This is a genomic window from Mesorhizobium alhagi CCNWXJ12-2 (assembly GCF_000236565.1).
GTDB lineage: Bacteria > Pseudomonadota > Alphaproteobacteria > Rhizobiales > Rhizobiaceae > Allomesorhizobium > Allomesorhizobium alhagi.
Map to the genome: position 1 here is coordinate 1 of NZ_AHAM01000265.1, position 18,484 is coordinate 18,484.

19 protein-coding genes are annotated in these 18,484 nt (G+C 63.7%); 15 read left to right on the forward strand and 4 right to left on the reverse strand.

What is annotated here, in order from left to right; genetic code table 11:
- Together MAXJ12_RS28150 and MAXJ12_RS28155 are read right to left on the reverse strand one after the other, a co-directional pair.
- Positions 1 to 491, reverse strand: a 491-nt coding sequence (locus MAXJ12_RS28150; RefSeq protein WP_040588467.1) for an amidohydrolase family protein, incomplete at its 3' end; no start/stop codon positions are given.
- Between the two features lie 267 nt (positions 492 to 758).
- Positions 759 to 2,090, reverse strand: a complete 1,332-nt coding sequence (locus MAXJ12_RS28155; protein WP_341872547.1) for a LysR family transcriptional regulator — start codon at positions 2,088 to 2,090, stop codon at positions 759 to 761.
- Positions 2,091 to 2,111: 21 nt separating this feature from the next.
- Here MAXJ12_RS28155 and MAXJ12_RS34675 point away from each other — a divergent pair, with 21 nt between their 5' ends.
- Positions 2,112 to 2,438 (forward strand): helix-turn-helix domain-containing protein, encoded by a 327-nt coding sequence (locus tag MAXJ12_RS34675; protein WP_157999673.1) that lies wholly within the window; start codon positions 2,112 to 2,114, stop codon positions 2,436 to 2,438.
- Between the two features lie 266 nt (positions 2,439 to 2,704).
- Positions 2,705 to 2,875 carry a hypothetical protein gene (locus MAXJ12_RS38335; RefSeq protein ID WP_008839521.1) on the forward strand — a complete coding sequence of 57 codons (171 nt, stop codon included), beginning with the start codon at positions 2,705 to 2,707 and terminating at the stop codon, positions 2,873 to 2,875.
- A gap of 62 nt (positions 2,876 to 2,937) precedes the next feature.
- On the opposite strand, the gene MAXJ12_RS28165 is transcribed toward MAXJ12_RS38335, so the two are convergent.
- Positions 2,938 to 3,573 carry a hypothetical protein gene (locus MAXJ12_RS28165; protein ID WP_008839522.1) on the reverse strand — a complete coding sequence of 212 codons (636 nt, stop codon included), beginning with the start codon at positions 3,571 to 3,573 and terminating at the stop codon, positions 2,938 to 2,940.
- Between the two features lie 117 nt (positions 3,574 to 3,690).
- On the opposite strand from MAXJ12_RS28165, the gene MAXJ12_RS28170 reads away from it, so the two are divergent.
- The 12 genes from MAXJ12_RS28170 to MAXJ12_RS28225 all read left to right on the forward strand — a co-directional run bounded on the left by MAXJ12_RS28170 (position 3,691) and on the right by MAXJ12_RS28225 (position 15,433).
- Entirely contained in the window at positions 3,691 to 4,563 is an 873-nt protein-coding gene (locus MAXJ12_RS28170; protein WP_040588460.1) for a hypothetical protein, read from the forward strand.
- Between the two features lie 395 nt (positions 4,564 to 4,958).
- Positions 4,959 to 5,498 (forward strand): hypothetical protein, encoded by a 540-nt coding sequence (locus MAXJ12_RS28175; protein WP_008839525.1) that lies wholly within the window; start codon positions 4,959 to 4,961, stop codon positions 5,496 to 5,498.
- A complete protein-coding gene (locus tag MAXJ12_RS28180) occupies positions 5,452 to 7,872 on the forward strand; it encodes a baseplate megatron protein TIM-barrel domain-containing protein (RefSeq protein ID WP_008839526.1) in 2,421 nt (806 codons plus the stop codon). Before MAXJ12_RS28175 ends, MAXJ12_RS28180 begins: the two co-directional genes overlap by 47 nt.
- 40 nt (positions 7,873 to 7,912) lie before the next feature.
- On the forward strand, positions 7,913 to 8,116 hold the full coding sequence (locus MAXJ12_RS28185; RefSeq protein WP_008839527.1) for a hypothetical protein: 204 nt from the start codon (positions 7,913 to 7,915) through the stop codon (positions 8,114 to 8,116).
- Positions 8,117 to 8,223: 107 nt separating this feature from the next.
- Positions 8,224 to 8,520, forward strand: a complete 297-nt coding sequence (locus tag MAXJ12_RS28190; RefSeq protein ID WP_008839528.1) for a hypothetical protein — start codon at positions 8,224 to 8,226, stop codon at positions 8,518 to 8,520.
- Between the two features lie 79 nt (positions 8,521 to 8,599).
- Positions 8,600 to 9,265: a response regulator transcription factor gene (locus MAXJ12_RS28195; RefSeq protein WP_008839529.1), complete on the forward strand. Its 666-nt coding sequence runs from the start codon at positions 8,600 to 8,602 to the stop codon at positions 9,263 to 9,265.
- A 44-nt stretch (positions 9,266 to 9,309) separates the two neighbouring features.
- A complete protein-coding gene (locus MAXJ12_RS28200) occupies positions 9,310 to 10,680 on the forward strand; it encodes an ATP-binding protein (protein WP_008839530.1) in 1,371 nt (456 codons plus the stop codon).
- A gap of 108 nt (positions 10,681 to 10,788) precedes the next feature.
- Positions 10,789 to 11,250: a hypothetical protein gene (locus MAXJ12_RS28205; RefSeq protein WP_008839531.1), complete on the forward strand. Its 462-nt coding sequence runs from the start codon at positions 10,789 to 10,791 to the stop codon at positions 11,248 to 11,250.
- Positions 11,251 to 11,393: 143 nt separating this feature from the next.
- Entirely contained in the window at positions 11,394 to 12,530 is a 1,137-nt protein-coding gene (ccmI, locus tag MAXJ12_RS28210) for a c-type cytochrome biogenesis protein CcmI (protein ID WP_040588463.1), read from the forward strand.
- Positions 12,531 to 12,537: 7 nt separating this feature from the next.
- The gene (gene ccmE, locus MAXJ12_RS28215) at positions 12,538 to 12,972 is read left to right on the forward strand and encodes a cytochrome c maturation protein CcmE (protein WP_008839533.1); all 435 of its coding nucleotides are present in this window, start codon (positions 12,538 to 12,540) and stop codon (positions 12,970 to 12,972) included.
- A 5-nt stretch (positions 12,973 to 12,977) separates the two neighbouring features.
- Positions 12,978 to 14,972 (forward strand): heme lyase CcmF/NrfE family subunit, encoded by a 1,995-nt coding sequence (locus MAXJ12_RS28220; RefSeq protein WP_008839534.1) that lies wholly within the window; start codon positions 12,978 to 12,980, stop codon positions 14,970 to 14,972.
- Positions 14,969 to 15,433 carry a cytochrome c-type biogenesis protein gene (locus tag MAXJ12_RS28225; RefSeq protein WP_008839535.1) on the forward strand — a complete coding sequence of 155 codons (465 nt, stop codon included), beginning with the start codon at positions 14,969 to 14,971 and terminating at the stop codon, positions 15,431 to 15,433. The genes MAXJ12_RS28220 and MAXJ12_RS28225 overlap by 4 nt, the downstream gene beginning before the upstream one ends.
- A 29-nt stretch (positions 15,434 to 15,462) precedes the next feature.
- On the opposite strand, the gene MAXJ12_RS28230 is transcribed toward MAXJ12_RS28225, so the two are convergent.
- Positions 15,463 to 16,638 carry an adenylate/guanylate cyclase domain-containing protein gene (locus MAXJ12_RS28230; RefSeq protein WP_008839536.1) on the reverse strand — a complete coding sequence of 392 codons (1,176 nt, stop codon included), beginning with the start codon at positions 16,636 to 16,638 and terminating at the stop codon, positions 15,463 to 15,465.
- A gap of 225 nt (positions 16,639 to 16,863) precedes the next feature.
- Here MAXJ12_RS28230 and MAXJ12_RS28235 point away from each other — a divergent pair, with 225 nt between their 5' ends.
- On the forward strand, positions 16,864 to 18,402 hold the full coding sequence (locus MAXJ12_RS28235; protein WP_008839537.1) for a Do family serine endopeptidase: 1,539 nt from the start codon (positions 16,864 to 16,866) through the stop codon (positions 18,400 to 18,402).
- Positions 18,403 to 18,484 lie beyond the last annotated feature (82 nt).

Genomic DNA, 18,484 nt, shown 5'->3' on the forward strand with positions numbered 1-18,484 from the left:
GGCAGGTCGCTCATCTGGCGGAAATCGCCATGACCGCTGGTCACGGTCATCATGGCGCCGGACGGATAGATGCGCGGTCCCTCGATGATGCCCTGGTCGATCGCGCGCGTGAGACCGAACGCCGGTCCGCCCACGTCGCGAACGGTGGTGAAGCCGCGCATCAGCGTATCCGTCGCCTCGTCGCCGGCCGCGAGAGTGGCGAAGCCGATGTCGCCCATCGCCTCAGCCGGGCCCGTCGCGATCAGCATCGCGTGCCAGTGCGCATCGATCAGCCCCGGCATCAACGTTCGCCCGTTGCCTGCGATGCGCTCAGCGCCCTCGGCCTCAATGGGATCTATCGAGATGCGCGCGATCACATTGCCCTGGACCAGAACGTTCGAAGGAGCGGAGAGCGCGGCGCCTTTGCCGTCGAAGATGCGGACGTTTTCGAAAAGGATGTTATCGGCGCTGGCGGTGGCGCACAGGCCGAGCACGATGGCTGCCGCGAGCATTTTTCGGTCTGGGCGAAGCATGGTGAAAGCCGCGCGGGCAGGAGAGAAGACGGCTGAGGCGCGGGACACGGCACGCGCCACGACCCTGACCAACTCCCGCAGCTTGAAAGACTTATCATCCACGGCGCTTCTCCGGCTTCGGGAGGTCACGGCACAAGATAAAGTTGTAGCGGCCGCGTGTCTGGCGGGCAAGGCGAATGTAGCCGTCCGCGCCAGTCGTGATCGGTCTTCAGGCCGGCAAGCGACCGCAACTGCGTGGCGAGGCGTTCAGCCGCGTTCCGGCGTGCCCGCCCAGGGCGCGGTTGCAAGACATTGGGCAAGGTAGTCCATGACGATCTTCACCCGCAGCGGCCGCAGCGTGCCGGGCGGCGTCACGAGGTTTATCGCGATCTCGTTGATATGCCATTCCGGGAGCACTTCTTCGAGCCTGCCGTCGGCAAGTTCCTCCCAGACCATGAACTCGGGCTGAAGGGCCATGCCATGCCCCGCAAGAAGCGCCGGGGCCAGGGCTTCGGCGTTGTTGAGCTTGAGTTGTCCGCGCACCGAAACCACGCATTCGTCCCCGATGGCGTTTTGAAACCGCCACTGCTCGGGCGACGGCAGGTTGGTGTAGATCAGGCAGGTGTGCCGTTCCAGATCACGCGGATGGCCGGGGCGGCCATGGCGGTCGAAATAGGCCGGCGACGCCACCAGGGGCCGGCGAACCGTGCAGAGCTTCCGGGCGCGCAGGGTGGAATTCGCCAAAGCGGCGATGCGGATGGCGAGATCGAACCCGTCCGAGACGATATCGACGAGATGATCGCTGAGCGAGAGTTCGATCTCGATCAGGGGATATCGGTCGAAAAAAGCCGGAAGAAGAGGAGCCAGGTAGCTGACGCCGAACGACATGGGCGCGGCGATGCGCACCAGTCCGCGAGGAACGACCGCCTGTTCGGAAACCTCGGCCTCCACCGCTTCGCCATCCGCGAGGATGCGCGTGGCCTTGTCACGCGCCATCTCGCCCGCCTGGGTGAGGCAGATGCGGCGCGACGTCCGATGGAGCAGCGTCACCCCGAGACGTTGTTCGAGGCGGGTGATCGCCTTGGAAACGGTCGGTTGCGAAATACCCAGCGCATCCGACGCGCTTGCGAACGAACCCGTCTCCGCAACCTTCGCGAACACGGCCCACGCTTCCAGGTCAGGTAGTCTCTTCATGCAAGATTCGGAATGGGTGAGTTTCCGTTCTTTCGATTTCAAAATGCAGCAACCTGCGTATTCTTTTTGCGATGTCAAGCGTGCGTCCACAGCATGTGAGGCAGCGGCGGATCCCTCCGAACTCAAAAGCGCCGGCCGCGAGCGACCGCGAACGAGGCGCTGTTTTTTTTGTGGATTGAGTTGAGGGTGCGGAGTTGGAAATGCCACGATTTCAGAACTGGGAAAAGGAACCGTGGAACTGGGGAAGATTTCGGCGGTTGCCGGTCGATTTTCAGATGTTCGCCGCCATAGGGGTTCTTGGAACAACCTCGGCGATAGTTCTGGTTGCGGCGCTCCTGACATTTTCCCACGCGTCATGACCAGTCCCTTGGCAGCATGAAACTCAGCCTGCAATTCATCGTGCATCCGGGCAGCAGGGAGCGCCTGGTGGTGATTCCCGAGTCGCAGTTTCGCGTGCTGGAAAAGGCGGCGGCAGAGCGGCATTCCGGCCAGAAGGGCAGAGAAGGCATGTCGTGTCTTCCAGGGGAAGTCCTCGACGCGATGGCCAAAGGTGAAAACCCGGTCCGGGCGGTGAGGCTCTGGCGGGGCTTAAGCGGCCGGCAGCTTGCGGAACTGGTGGGCGTAAGCGCGAGCATGCTGTCGCAGATCGAGCGCACCGGCAAGACCGGCTCCACCAAGACGTTCAAGGCGATCGCCTGCGTCCTGGACGTGCCGCTGGACCTCATATTTCCGGACTACATCGAAGAACCGTAGCGTCGGAACAGGCGCCAGTTCCTTCAACGATCTGCCGCAGAAGCAGAGACTCAGGCAACCAGACTGCCCGCGGCTCCCCGCCCGGAGCTGCGGGTAAATTTTTGCCGAGAGCAAGTGATTGCCCGCCTCGAATTAATCGGGAGTAAAGTTGAAATCTTTACTCTCAATTACTTTGAGTCAATTGTTATAAAATCTTTCCGCACATCTTTTCCTTCTTTTGAGAGGATGCCGGCAATCTCATCGGCGGGGGGCATTCAGGAGGAGACATGCGTAGCAATTATTCTGCCGCCCGTGCGCATCTGGAGCGTGCATATGACCATCTTCGCGGCAATGACGAGACCAGCAGGCAGGCTCGCGAAGCGCTGGACCTATTGATCGAGGCGCTTGCCGTGGCCGAGCACAGCCGAAGGCCGGTTGAGGTCGTGGGGTCCGGGTGAGGAAATAGGCCCGACATACTAATGCGCGATTCGCTAAAGCAGCTAGGAAAGCCGCCAAGAAGCTACAAGGGTATATCTTTCCATGTTATTGCATCGCGCATCGCCAGCGAGCGTTCCATAGCTTCGCGGAATTTGGCCTCGCTCTCTTGGAAGCGGCGCGAGCGCGGCCCCTCGGGTATTTCAACCGTGCCCAGGGCCGCTTCCAGTTCTTGGCGCAATGAAACCATCTCAGCGGTTAAAGATTCTAACGTACTAGCGGAGAGTACGAACTTTTGAAGTAGTGACTTTCCTTTTTGCGTTTCCCTCCGGATTTGGTCGAAATGGGCTGAGGTCATGCCAGACCAGAATCGCGCGGGCTCTCCGTTCAGCAGCCCCCAACTGGCGTGAACGATCTTGTTTCTCTTGATTCCAAACTCTCTTGTCCGCTCCAAGAGCGTTTTGATGCGGTCCTTCTGCTCGGGTCTGGGCAGGAAGTCGCATAGGCTAACCAGCATTTCGATTTGCTCTTTTGTGCCTACATTATCGAAGACGATGGTCGAAACTTCCGGCTCAAGATCGGTGATGCGCCGGAACAAAAAATTGCAAACAATTTCGATTTGACCCCAGATGGTCATGAATCTGCCGAGCGCAAGGTTCGGCATTTCGTCCGAAAGGTCGCTCTCCGGAAATGGAAGATTGTTCAGAATGATGGCAGGCATCTCAGAATCCCCTTTTCCTTCACCGACCGGTTCAGGCTTTGGTGGGTTGAGCGGGCGCGGCGCAAAAGCGTCGTCTCGCCGACTTTCAAACCTCTTGCGATTGCATGACCGGCCCCTATGATTGAAATAGGACTGCGCAAGCGCGTGGAACGGCTGCTGTCTGGCCTAGTTCGGCCAGACGACCTCAATCATTTGTTCCTGTTCGCCCGCGACAAAAATGATGGTCGGCAGACGATAAGAGAGATCGGTGATTTCATCGCGCATCGCGACGAACGGAACAAGGGAATTGTCACCGATAGCGTTCGTGAGTGGGCGACAATCGTTGCTTTCTTCGGCCCGACCTTCAGTCCGCGACAACCATATCCCTGGAACAAACTGCCTTCGCTGACCCCGGACTTCTTGAGGGTAAACGCCAGCCGGGTGAAAGCACAATCGGATCTAAAGTCGAAAGGATTAAGCCGGAGAGACATTGATCATGCGCTCCCGCGTATTCTGAATACCATGTCTCGAAATCAAGATGGCACCTACACCCTTGGTTCGTTCTCATCGGAAAAGGACGAGAGCATTTTCGACTACCTCGTTAGCGCTTTTATTCCAAGGAGCGCATTTGATGGAGATAAGTTATTTGAGGATTTTTGCGTCGTTTTGAAGAGTCGCTCTTTGATAAAAAGAGAAGAAATGGATACTTTGAAAACGCTTAGGAACGCAATTACTCTTCATGTGGCAGCGATTATGCACAACAGCGTGATCATTGTTAATAAACACGTTTCAATAACGCTTAGGGTTTCTCTTTCCAAAGACGAGGGTGTAACCGTTATGGCTGCTGCTCCAACTAGGGAGCCACCCAAAAAGGTAACATTTTGGGCAAGCCCGATGTATGTCGTTACAGGGAGATTGGAAGAATTGTGCAGTAATGCCCTTCTAGCAGCCGGTAAACTCGACGCGGCGGAACTAGAGATTGGCCCAGACAACAAACTCACGATCATCTAGACCCAGTCGCGCCTCATCTCCCGCTTCACCGCGAGACGTTCTTCATGCATTGGCGAAAGCGCCAGAGGCTCGGCTAGTCGCCGGGCCCTTTCCTGTCCTGACGCTTGTGCTACTCGTCGCTATCGTGCGGCTTTGTCGGGGGTCCTCACTAGGCGCTCCGTGATGAATAAGAATTTGCGCACTTAATAGGAAAATAATCCTTGACACCGTGACGGTGCTCTGGTAGGTTTTCGTTATCGTCGGAAAAGTGTCGGTGGCAGGATGCCGGGAGCGAAAGCTCCCCGTGCGTCATTTTCAACGACCCCCCTGTCCTGCCGGACATCTCCCCTCAAGGGGGGAGATCGGCTAGCACATGCGTTCGCGCGAAATCACAAAACAAAACGGAGAATTCTGCCATGCATCCGCCAGTTAGCGCTGTGCAGTGGGAAGCGCTTCGCGCCCTGCGCGAAGGCGCGCCGCCGACCTTTCCACGGCTTGCCGCAGCAGCCGACCTGAATCCGGCAACGGTCCGGGAGCGCGCCCTGCGCGACAATTGGCCAAAGCGGCGGTTTCCAAGGCAAGGCTCGAAGGCGAGCCAGATCGCGGCGCCGGAATGCGAAGCCGAGGCGGAACCGCTTTCCGACATGCCTGAGGGCATGTCTCTTGAGGACGTCCGCAAGCGGCTGGCCGAAGTGATGCCGCGGCTGCTGGGGAAGGCCGTCGCGCTCGCCGAACGGGGTGTTCTCGACAAGGCGCGCATCGACGCGCTCTTGTCGATGGGCCGCCTACTGGAACAGTCGGAAGCGGTCGCCCAGGCGTCAGCGGCCGAACAGCAGAAAAGAAGCGATGATGAACTCGCCGCAATGCTCGAACGGATCGACGAACGAATTATCGAACTGGCTCAGGCTTATGCAGAAAGGCTGGGCGGCGCGGAACATCGGGACGGAGCGTGCTGAGCGGGCCCTGGCCGAATGGTTCGGCAGCACCCGGTCCAAGCAATACCCGCTGGAGCTGCGGCCCGCGACCTGGGTGGTGACGGGCGGGCGCGGCGCCGGCAAGACCAGGCTGGGCGCCGAATGGGTGAACGGGCTGGTGCGCGGGCTGCCGCCTTTCAGCTTGAACAAGCGCAAATACAAGCGGATCGCGCTGGTGGGCGACACGCTGGGCGATGTGCGCGAGGTGATGATCGAGGGGCCTTCGGGCATCCTCACCATCTCGCGCCCGCCCCGGCCGCGCTTCGAGGCCAGCCGGCGCAGGCTGGTGTGGGACAATGGCGCGGTGGCGCTGATGTTTTCGGCCGAGGATCCGGAGAGCCTGCGCGGGCCGCAATTCGACGCCGCCTGGTGCGACGAACTCGGCTGCCCGGCGGTGGACAAGGGGCCGAACCAGCCCAACGTCTTTCCCGACCCGAAATCGGCGGAGAATGCGATCCCTTATTTCTCCAGCGCCGGCCGTTCGGACCTGGCGCAGCAGCGCTTTCTCGAAACGCACAATTCCTACTGGAACCCGGCGGATCCGGAGTTTGAGGAGGCGTACAACCCGCTGTCTCCCGTCTATGGCGGCCGCATGGTCGATATCGAACGCACCTATGTCTGGGCTTGGGATGCGCGGCCTTTTCCCGCCTTTCCGGCGCGCGGCGACCGCTGGGCCGACGGATTCAACTGGCATTGCGGCCATTGGCTGAACGGCCGGCTCGGCAATCCCGATGCTGGCGCGCTGATCAATGCGATACTGGCCGATCACGGCCTGCCGCCGGCGGATGTAGGCCACGCCGACGGCACGCTGCATGGCTATGTCGTCGCCGATCCGACATCGGCGCGGGCGGCGCTGGAGCCGATCGTCGAATTGTTCGACCTTGCGGTGTGCGAGGAAGCCGAAGGCCTCGTTTTCCGGCGCAGGGATGCTCAGAATGCGTCGCCGGCCGAGATTTCTGAACTCGTCTCGGACGGCGGCAATCCCGTGATCGAGACGATCCGGGCGCCGGACCACCAGCTTCCGGTCGAACTGGTGCTGGCGTTCCGCGAGCCCTTCGCCGAATACCAGACGGCGGCGGTGCGGAATGTCCGCTTCGGCGCGGATGGCAGCCGGCAGCAGACCATCGATTTTCCCGGCGTTATGGAGAGCGGGCAGGGCCGAGCGCTGCTCGACGATCTGATGCGGCGCATCTGGGCTGAACGCGAACAGGTGACCTTCGCGATTGCCGAGCATCGTGCCGACGTGAGGCCCGGCGCGGTTTTGCGCCTTCCGGGCGCGGATTCCGATTTCATCGTCACCGAGATAGAGGATGGCCTGGTCAGGAGGATCACGGCGCGGCAGATCGCGCGGACGCCGCCATCGCCATGGCTCCCCTCCGGCTTCGGGTCTGTCGCGGCGCAGGAGGCGTTTGCCGGCAAGCCGCACGCGCTGTTCCTCGATCTGCCGTCGCGGTCCGGTTCGGCTGCGCCGCAGGATCAGTTTCGCGTCGCGATCTGGCAGAAGCCCTGGCGAAGCCAGATCGTCCTGGCGTCGCCGGAGGATACGGGCTTCGGCTTTCGCACGGTGGTCGACAAGCCTGCCGATCTTGGCGTGCTCGTCGAGCCGCTGTCCGCCGGTTTCGAGGGGCGGATCGATCGCGCGACGGAAATTGCCGTTGCTCTCTTCGATGCGGAGGCGGCGAGCGTCAGCCGGCTGCAACTCCTGAACGGCGCCAATGCAGCCGCCATCCGCTCGGCTATCGGCGTGTGGGAGATCGTGCAGTTCGAGAGCGCCGAGGAGATCGAGCCGGGCGTGTGGCGGCTCGGCGACCTGCTGCGCGGCCAGCTCGGCACGTCCGACGCGATGGCGGCAGGCGCCCCGGCGGGTGCGGATTTTGTCATGCTCGACGATGCCGTGCAGCCGGCTGGCCTGCGCGCCAGCGAAGCCGGGCTGCTGCTCAACTGGCGCGTCGGACCTTCGGAGACGGATATTTCCGACGAGAATTTTTTCGCTCATGCGGGGATCGGCGGCCTGCGCGCGCACCTGCCGCTGTCGCCCGTCCATGTCCGCTGCCGGCAGAATGCCGGCGGCGCGGCGATTTCATGGGTCCGGCGCGGCAGGATCGACGCCGACGATTGGGGGCAAGGCGAAATCCCACTCGGCGAGGAGCGGGAGGAATATCAGATCGAGATCGCGGCGGCTGGCGGGCCGTCCGTCCGGGTCGCTTTATCGTCAGAGCAGAACTGGCAATACGCCTCGGCCGATATCGCCGCCGATTTCGGCGGCTTGCCGTTGGAAATCGACGTCACCGTCCGACAATTCAGCGCCGTTGCGGGCTTCGGGCTGCCGGCTACGCGCCGCTTCACCCTTTCATAGTCAGACTTTTGCAATTCGCCTCAACCAACAGGAGCATTTTATGACCGCAAGCAAACCCTGGTACCTGTCGCGTACGATCTGGGCGTCGCTGGTGACCATCCTCACCGCCGCGATGGGTCTGATGGGCATGTCAGGCGGGATAGACAATGCGGCGCTGACCGACGCGGTGCTGCAGGCGGTCACTGCGCTGGCCGGTGTGATCGCGCTCTTCGGCCGACTTTCGGCGAAGGACAGGATTGGGTGAGGGGTGGCAAGCAGAGACCGGATTGGTCTTGCCCTCCTTGACCGCTTCACCACGCGCTGTTTGACTGTTCATTCCACGTTCAGCAGTCCTGGGTTAGAACCGGCGCCATGAAAACGCTACGTTCCATCAGCCGGGTCACGACGCTCGCCCTCTGCGCGGCGGTGGTCGCCACGCAAGCTCCGGCCGCGCCTCTGGCGCTCCAGGAGCAGGCGGAGCCGATGATCGTGGCGCAGGCCGATTGCTACGCGATCGGCGAGCAGATCGCAGCGCAGAGCGGGGGGACGCTGGCGCGGGCGAGTTCGTCGAGCCAGGGCGGCCGGCCGGTCTGTGTCATCGTGGTGCTCGTGCCTGGCAAGGAAGGGCAGCGTCCGCGGCGGCGGGAAATCGTCGTCCCTGCGAATTGACGGGCTAAGGCCCGCTGTTTCCCCTATGCCAAAATCTCCCTATACCTGACGCTTCTTCAGCCAACGGGAACGTGATTCCATGCGGATACTCGTCGTCGAGGATGACAAGGACCTGAACCGGCAGCTTACCGAGGCGCTGGCGGATGCCGGCTATGTGGTCGACAAGGCCTTTGACGGCGAGGAGGGGCACTTCCTCGGCGAGACCGAACCCTATGACGCAGTCGTGCTCGATATCGGCCTGCCGCAGATGGACGGCATCAGCGTGGTCGAGCGCTGGCGGCGTGCGGGCCGCAAGATGCCGGTGCTGATCCTGACGGCGCGCGACCGCTGGAGCGACAAGGTTTCCGGCATCGACGCCGGCGCTGACGATTATGTGACCAAGCCGTTTCATATCGAGGAAGTGCTGGCCAGGGTGAGGGCGCTGATTCGCCGCGCCGCCGGCCATGCTTCGTCGGAACTGTCCTGCGGACCGCTGCGGCTCGACACCAAGGCGTCGAAGGCCGATGTCAACGGCGTGCCGCTAAAACTCACCTCGCACGAATTCCGGCTGCTCGCCTATCTGATGCATCACATGGGCGAGGTGGTGTCGCGCACCGAACTTGTGGAGCATCTCTACGACCAGGATTTCGACCGCGATTCCAACACGATCGAGGTTTTCGTCGGTCGCCTGCGCCGCAAGATGGGCATCGACATGATCGAGACGGTGCGCGGCATGGGCTACCGCATGCGCGAGCCGGAGGCGTGACGGACGAGACGTTCCAGCAAGAACCCCGACGGCGGGCTACGCCGATGACTTTCGGACCCCGCTCGCTGACATTCCGTGTCATCGCATTTTCCACGGTATGGGCGATCGTGGCACTGGTCGTCATATACACGGTCATCGCCACACTCTATCGCCAGACCAGCGAACGCGGCTTCGACAGCCTGCTCTCGGCGCACCTGTTCAATCTGATCGGCTCGGTTGGCGTCTCGGCCGCGGGCGAACTGACCGGCGGCCCCAATCTCGGCGACCTGCGCTTTTCGCGGCCGAATTCGGGCTGGTACTGGGCTGTGGAACCGGTTTCCCGCGGCCTGACGGGCGAATTGCGCTCTCCGTCCATGACGCGGGCCATTCCCTCGCCAAGTGCTGCCGAAGTGCCGTTCAACTTCGATTTCCAGCGAAGCTACGCAATGGAGGGCATCAGCGGCGAGGAGTTGGAGGTGTTCGAGAGCGAGTTCGTGCTGGATTCGCAGAATCGCGTCGGCCGTTTCAGGGTGATGGGCAACCGAAGCGAACTCGAGGAGGAGATCGCTCTCTTCGAGTGGCGCCTGTTCACATATCTGTCGCTGTTCGGCGTCGGCATGATCGCCATCAATGCGGTCGCCATTCTGCTGGGGCTGCGGCCGCTGAGCCGGGTCCGCGCCTCGCTCGCCCTGGTGCGGCAGGGCACGGCGCAGCGGCTCGACGGCCGCTTTCCCGCCGAGATCGAGCCGCTGGCCAACGAGACCAATGCGCTGATCGAGAACAATCGCCGCATCGTCGAACGTTCGCGCACCCAGGTCGGCAATCTCGCCCATTCGCTGAAGACGCCGCTGGCGGTGCTGTTGAACGAAGGCCGGGCGCTCGGCGGCGACAAGGGCAGGCTGATCGCCGACCAGGCGGCGTCGATGCAGAGCCAGGTCGACCACTATCTGCAGCGCGCCCGCGTCGCCGCGCAGCGCGACAGCGTGGTCTATCGCACGCCGATCGCGCCCTTGCTGCGGCGCATGGCGCGGGTGATGGAAAAGCTCAACCCCAGGACAAAACTCGCGCTGCGCCTGCCGGCGACGGATCTGGTCTTTGCCGGCGAGCGCGAGGATCTCGAGGAAATCGTCGGCAACCTGCTGGAAAATGCGATGAAGTGGGCGCGCAGCGCGGTGGCCATATCCGCCGAGCCGCTGGAGGACGGCGCCGCCAGCATGTTCGCGATATCGATCGAGGATGACGGCCCCGGCATCCCCGAGGAGGAGGCGCGCGAGGCACTGAAGCGCGGCAGGCGGCTGGACGAGACCAAGCCGGGCACCGGGTTGGGGCTGGCCATTGTCGCCGACCTGGTCAACGAATATGGCGGTCGGCTGCTGCTGGAGCGGTCCGCCATGGGCGGGCTGAAGGCGGTCGTTCAGCTTCGCAGCGTTCAGTAGAGAGTTGCATATGCTTACCCCATCGTCGGCCAAATTTCGGCCAAACATCGCCACTATCGCAACGCTGCTTCTTTGCGGTTGCGGCATTTTTCTCTATTGGTGATTTGCATGAACATTCGCGCGGCGTTCGTTGCCGGATCGCTGGCCATATCCGGCTGTACGACGATCGGCCTGGGCACCACGGATGTGGGCTCGGCTGCAAGCGGGCTCGCCAATAAAATCACCGGCGGCGACGATGGCGGTAGCGGCAAGGTGGCGGCCAAGATTATCGCAGCGATGAATGGCGGGCTTGTCGGCGGTCAGATCGGCGCGGGGATGGACGAACGTGACCGCCGGATCGCACTCGAAGCCGAGTACCGCGCGCTCGAATACACGCAAAGCGGCCAGCCCGCGACGTGGAAAAGCGACCGGTCGGGCCGCTATGGCACGGTGGTCGCGGCGCAGCCCTACCGCGTCGGCTCGCAGGACTGCCGCCAGTACAGCCATACGGTGTTCTTCTCAGGCCAGTCGCGCAATGCGCGCGGCACTGCTTGCCGCAACCCCGACGGAAGCTGGACGCCGCTGACATGAAATTCAGGTGATGCCGGCCTGCAAATGGCGGCTTTTCGAACTGAACCCTGGCGCATCCTTGGCCTGACGCGCGGCCAGAACCGTCAATCAGCCGCAGGCCGGCAATGTTGGCAGGCAGGCCGCGGCTCTTTATTGAGAACACCATGTTGTTCTGGGTCGTTGCCGCATTGTTGACGTTCGGCGCCAGCCTGGCGGTCCTGCTGCCGCTGGCCAGCCGGCCGAAGGCCGATTCGACCGATGCGCATGATCTCGAGGTCTATCGCGACCAGTTGTCTGAGATCGACCGCGATGCGGCGCGCGGGCTGATCGGCGATGCCGAGGCCGAGCAAGCGCGCGCCGAAATCGCAAGGCGTATCCTGAGGCTCGACGCCACCGGAAAATCGGCCACCGCTCCGCGTTTTGCCGGAGCAGGGCGGGCGATCGGCGCCGCCGCGGTGCTGGCCGTCCCGCTGATAAGCTGGGGCGTCTACGCCACGATCGGCTCTCCGGGCGTTCCTTCGAAGCCGCTTGAACAGAGGCTGGCGCAGAACCCGGCCGAGAGCTCGGTCGAGGAGCTCGTGGCGCGCGCCGAGGCGCATCTGGCCGCCAATCCGTCCGACGGGCGCGGCTGGGACGTGCTGGCGCCGATCTATCTGCGCACCGGCCGCTCCGCCGAGGCGGTGACCGCCTATCGCAACGCGATCCGCCTCGAAGGCGCGACCGCCGACCGGGCGGCCGGCCTCGGCGAAGCGATCATGAGTGCGGCTGGCGGTATTGTCTCTGCGGAGGCGCAGGCGGCGTTCGAACGAGCGCTGGTTCTGGAAGAGGGCCATGCCAAGGCGCGCTACTACCTGGCGGTGGCGCTGGCCCAGGAGGGCCGGACCGCCGAAGCGCAGGCGGCGTGGCGCTCACTCGCCGACGGCCTGCCGGAAGGTTCGCCCTGGCGCGAGGCGGTCGAGCAGGCAATCGTCGCGGCTGGAAGTCGCCTGACGGCGGGCGAAAGCGGCGCGGCTTCGGGCCCGAGCCAGGAAGATATCGACCAGGCGGCTGACATGCCGGCCGCGGACCGGACCGCGATGATCGAAACCATGGTCGCCGGGCTCGACGAAAGGCTGCGGCAAAATCCGCAGGATCCGGAAGGTTGGTCGCGGCTGGTGCGTTCCTACATGGTGCTGGGCAAGCCCGATGCAGCCAAGGATGCGCTCGACCGCGGTTTGAAGGCGCTGGGGCCGGCCACGGAAGAAGGCAAGAAGTTCGCGGAATTTGCCGCTACGCTGGGCGTGGCGGCGGCGACGGAGTAGAGGACGGATGACGCGAAAGCAGAAACGCCTGTCGGTGATCGCCGGCGCACTCGCCTTTCTGGGCGCGGCGACGGGGCTGACCTTCTATGCGCTCGGCCAGAAGGCGTCGTTCTTCTATATGCCGGCCGATTTGCAGGCGGCGACGCTGGAGCCGGGGCAACGAATCAGGCTCGGTGGGCTGGTCGAGAAGGGTACGATCGTTCGCGGTCAGGGAACCGAGGTCGCCTTCTCGGTGACCGACATGGAAAGCTCTGTTCCCGTGACCTATGTCGGCATCTTGCCGGACCTGTTCCGTGAGGAGCAGGGCGTCATCACCGAAGGCAGCTTCTCGCCGTCCGGCGTGTTCGTCGCGGATTCGGTGCTGGCCAAGCATGACGAGACCTATATGCCCAAGGAGGTCGCCGACAGCCTGAAGGCCAAGGGCGTCTGGCAGGAGAATTGAGCGGCATGGTCGAAACCGGACATTTCGCCCTCGTTCTGGCCTTCGCACTGGCGCTGGTGCAGTCGGTCGTGCCGCTGTTTGGGGCACGTACCGGCAATGAGCGGATGATGGCGGTGGGTGGTCCGGTAGCAATCACCGGCTTCGCATTGACGGCGCTGTCCTTCGCCGCGCTTACCCTGGCCTATGTGCAATCCGATTTCTCGGTCGCCAATGTCTGGGAGAACTCGCACTCGCTGAAGCCGATGCTCTACAAGGTCACCGGGACCTGGGGCAATCACGAAGGCTCGATGCTGCTCTGGGTGCTGATCCTGATGCTTTTCGGGGCGCTGGTGGCGGTGTTCGGCTCCAATCTCCCGGCGACGCTGCGCGCCAATGTGCTGGCCGTGCAGGGCTGGATCGGCGCGGCTTTCCTGCTTTTCATCCTGGCGACGTCGAACCCTTTCGTGCGGATCGTCGATCCGCCGATCGAAGGCCGCGACCTCAATCCCATCCTGCAGGATATCGGCCTCGCGGTTCACCCGCCGATGCTCTATCTCGGCTATGTCGGCTTTTCCGTCTGCTTTTCCTTCGCCGTCGCAGCCCTGATCGAGGGCCGGATCGACGCCGCTTGGGCGCGCTGGGTGCGGCCATGGACGCTGGCCGCATGGATGTTCCTGACCGGCGGCATCGCCATGGGCTCCTACTGGGCCTATTACGAACTCGGCTGGGGCGGCTTCTGGTTCTGGGATCCGGTCGAGAACGCCTCGTTCATGCCGTGGCTTGCCGGCACGGCTCTTCTCCATTCGGCGATCGTCATGGAAAAGCGCTCGGCGCTGAAGATCTGGACGCTGCTGCTCGCCATCCTGACCTTTTCGCTGTCGCTGCTGGGCACCTTCCTCGTGCGCTCCGGCGTTTTGACTTCGGTGCATGCCTTCGCCACCGACCCGAGCCGCGGCGTCTTCATCCTTTGCATCCTGACGCTGTTCATCGGTGGATCGCTGGCGCTTTTCGCGATACGCGCGGGAAGCCTGACCGCAGGCGGTGTGTTCCATCCGATTTCGCGGGAAGGGGCGCTGGTCCTCAACAATCTCTTCCTGACCACTGCCACCGCGACGGTACTGGTCGGCACCCTCTACCCGCTGGTCGTAGAGGCGGTGACGGGCGACAAGATCTCCGTCGGCGCGCCGTTTTTCAATCTCACCTTCGGACCGCTGATGGTGCCGCTGCTGGTGGTCGTGCCGTTCGGGCCGGTGCTGGCGTGGAAACGCGGCGACCTCTACGGCGCAGGACAGCGGTTGATGGCGGCCTTCGCCGGCGCGCTGCTGGCGGTGCTCGTCGTCATGATGTTCGTCGACGGCGCTTCGGTGTTCGCGGCTCTCGGCATCGGTTTGGCGGTTTGGCTGATCCTCGGAGCGCTGACCGATCTCGCGCTGAAATCGGGCTTCGGTAGAGTTTCGGGGCATGTCATGCTGCATCGCCTGGTTGGCCTGCCGAGATCGGTTTTCGGTACGGCGCTGGCCCATTTCGGCGTCGGGCTGACGACGCTCGGGCTTGTCGGCGTGCTGTCGTTCGAGCAGGAGAAAATCCTTGCCATGCGCCCCGGCGAGACGATGGAAATCGCCGGCTACACGCTTCTCTTCGACGGACTGACGCCGGCGCGCGGGCCGAACTACACCGAGGAGCGCGGGCGTTTCGAACTGATCGACGCGGACGGCGAGGCTGAAAGCGAGCTGGTTTCGTCGAAGCGCTTCTACACGGCCCGCCAGATGCCGACGACGGAGGCCGGCATCAAGACGATCTGGCCGAGCCAGCTCTACGTCTCGCTCGGCGACCCGACGGCAGATGGCGGCGTGGTCGTCAGGGTCTGGTGGAAGCCCCTGGTGACGCTGATCTGGACCGGCGGGCTGGTGATGATGATCGGGGGCGCTGTGTCGCTGATGGATCGTCGGCTCCGGGTCGGTGCGCCGTCGCGGGGCGCGCGTCCGGCTGCGGAAAAGCCTTCGCTGGGACTGCCGACATGAAGCGGGCGCTTGCCGGCCTTGCAATGGGCCTGGCTCTGCTCTTTGCAGCGCCGGCGGGGGCCGTTCAGCCGAACGAGGTCTTGCAGGACCAAGTTCTGGAGGCGCGCGCGCGAGATCTGTCGGCGCAATTGCGCTGCATGGTCTGCCAGAACCAGTCGATCGACGAATCCGACGCCGAACTCGCCCGCGATCTGCGGGTGCTTGTGCGCGACCGGCTGAAGGCCGGAGACAGCGACGCCGAGGTGATCGACTACATCGTTTCCCGCTACGGCGAGTTCGTGCTTTTGAAGCCTCGTTTCAGCATCCGCAACGCTCTGTTGTGGGGAACGCCGCTCATCCTGCTCATCGGCGGCAGTATCTTTGCAATCCTTTCCGTCCGGTCCAGGCGGCGAACCGAGACCAAACTGTCGGAAGAGGAGGAGGCGGCGCTGAGCCGCATACTCGCAGAGGTCGAGAAATAGCAGCGCTCTTCGCGTGCGCATCGCGCCCATCAGGGATTGCGGATCTCCGACAGTTTCAGTTCAAACACCGCTTGCGGGTCGGCGAAGCCTTTCAGCGTATGCAGGCCAAGATCGCGGATCATGCCCGATGGCAGGACCGAGGCGACTTCCTTCGAGCAGACGGCCTTCTTGTCGAGCAATTTGGCCGCGCTTTCGAGGCGGCTGAGATAGTTCACGGTCGGGCCAACGACGGTAAAGTCGAGGCGGTCGAGGCTGCCGATATTGCCGTAGACAACCGGGCCGACATGCATTGCGGCGACGAAGGGTTTTCCCGAAACGGCGGGCTGTCCAAAGGCGTGGGTGATGCTTCGGGCGGCGCGCATGCATGCGTCGTCACGGCCGTGCTCTTCGGCCGAGAAGACGGAAAGCACGCCGTCGCCGACGAATTTCAGCACATCGCCGCCCTCTGACCGCACTGCGTCGACGACGACCTCGAAGTAGCCTCCCAGGCTCTCCAGCAGATCGCCCGGCGGCAACCGTTCCGAAAGGCCGGTAAAATCGCGCAGATCGGTGACCAGCACCGTCGCTTCGATCTCCGTTGTCTGTCCGCGCCGGAAAGCGCCTTTGCCGATACGGTCGGCGGGACCGGCGCCCAGGTAGACTTCGAGCAGGCTCGCCATCGAGTGACGCATGGCCGCCGGCTCCAGCGCAGCGGCGATTGCCGGCGCCAGCGCCTCGATCAGCGCCACCTCGCGCTCTGAAAAGCCGCCGGGGCGGTCGGTGGTGAAGGCTCCAACCTGAACCGATCCGTCGCCATATTCGATGGGAAGCGCGAGATAGTCGGTGCTGCCCGCCGCCGCCAGTTCGAACAGGACCGGGTGGTCGCGCTCCTCGACCAGCCGTTCGAGCGAGTGGTGAAAGCTCGTCCGCGTGACGACGACGTGCTCGAACGGGCTGCCTTTGTAGGAGCCTGTCGCGAGCATGCCGCGCGGCACCGTATAGCGCTCGGCTCCGCCGCCGCTGGTCCATATCACGCCCCAGGCGCTGATCAGCGGATTGGCGACCGACTGGCCGATCCGTACGCGTCGCAGCGGGATGCCGGCGTCGACCAGGCGTTCCGCCAAACCCCCGACGATCTCTTCGGGAGTGCCGCGCTGCCGGGCCGGGCCGATCAGCCAGAACGCGATCTCGGCCTGAACCGCCGCCGGGTATTCCGTTTCAGCCAATTGTCTCATCCAGTGGGAGCACGTGTGCTGCGCCGCACCGTATGCCGCATGCGTTGCGAAGGAAAGTTCCGGCGCTGGCAGTAGGTCAGTGTCAGTTGACGCTCCTGGACATTACCAAAAATTCATCCACCGGAAATGGCGCGGTAATGTGCCGATCTCTATCTCTTTTGCCAGCGATGCAGCCTCCGCGCATCCGCAGATCCGCAGAAGAGGATACGAGATACGATGAACACCCAAGGAAATCCCGTTTCACGCACCCGCAAGCGGCTTCTGGCCGCCGTAGCTTCCGTAGCCGTCGCAGGCGCGGTCGGCTTTGGCGCAGTTGCTTCCGGCACCGTGCCGGTGCTGGCCCAGGCCGTGGCCGTCGAAACCCAGGCGCAGGCCCCCGGCTTCGCCGATATCGTCGAGCGCGTTTCGCCTGCGGTCGTCAGCGTCCAGGTCAAGGCCAGCGTCGCGCCTGCGGCCGAACGCGGCGGCGACTTCTTCACTGGTCCGGACGGCTTCGAAGATCTCCCGGACGACCACCCGCTCAAGCGCTTCTTCCGCGAGTTCCGCGGCGACCGTGACCAGGATCGCGGCCGGCGCTTCGAACGTCGCGGCGGCCGTGGCCAGGCTCGCCCGATGGCGCAGGGCTCCGGCTTCTTCATCTCCGAGGACGGCTACCTGGTCACCAACAACCATGTGGTCCAGGGCGGCTCCGAATTGGTCGTCGTGATGGACAATGGCGACGAACTCGACGCCAAGCTGATCGGCACCGATCCGCGCACCGACCTCGCTGTCCTCAAGGTCGAGGAAAACGGCCGCAAGTTCACCTATGTCGAATTCGCCGATGACGGCAAGGTTCGCGTCGGTGACTGGGTTGTGGCCGTCGGCAATCCGTTCGGCCTCGGCGGCACCGTCACGGCCGGCATCGTCTCGGCCCGCGGCCGCGACATCGGCGCAGGCCCTTACGACGATTTCATCCAGATCGACGCGGCGGTGAACCGCGGCAATTCCGGCGGCCCCGCCTTCAACCTCAAGGGCGAAGTCGTCGGCATCAACACCGCGATCTTCTCGCCCTCGGGCGGCAATGTCGGCATCGCCTTCGCCATCCCGGCTTCGACCGCGAAATTGGTCGTCGACGAATTGATGAAGGACGGCACCGTGTCGCGCGGCTGGCTCGGCGTCCAGATCCAGCCGGTCACCGACGAGATCGGCGAATCGCTCGGCCTGGCTAATGCCAAGGGCGCGCTGGTCAACGAGGCCCAGCCCGACGGTCCGGCCAAGGCAGCCGGCATCGTCGCCGGCGACGTGATCACCAAGGTCGACGGCAAGGAAGTCGCCTCGCCGCGCGAACTCGCCCGCCTCATCGCCCGCATCGATCCGGGCAAGGAGGTCGAGGTCACCCTGTGGCGCAACGGCAAGAACGAGACCGTGAAGCTCAAGCTCGGCGAACTGCCCGGTGAACAGCAGCAGGCTGCCCTCGATCCGCAGGCTCCGGATCAGGAGACCGGCACGCTTGCCGATCTCGGCCTGACGGTGACCACCGCCGATGACGGCAAGGGCCTGGTCGTGACGGATGTCGAGCCCGACAGCGATGCTGCCGCGCGCGGCATCCAACCCGGCGATGTCATCACTTCGGTCAACTCGGCCGAAGTGAACGGCGCAGCCGACGTTGCCAAGGCGATGCAGGAAGCCGCCAAGGCCGGCCGCAAGTCGGTCCTGGTGCAGGTGATGCGCGACGACACCAACCTGTTCGTGGCGCTGCCTGTAGCCGCAAGTTGATGACGTTTCCGGCGCGCGCGGTCTCAGCACCCCCGAGCCGCCGCGCCGGAGAAGACGGGACCGGCTTATATCCCTCGTACTC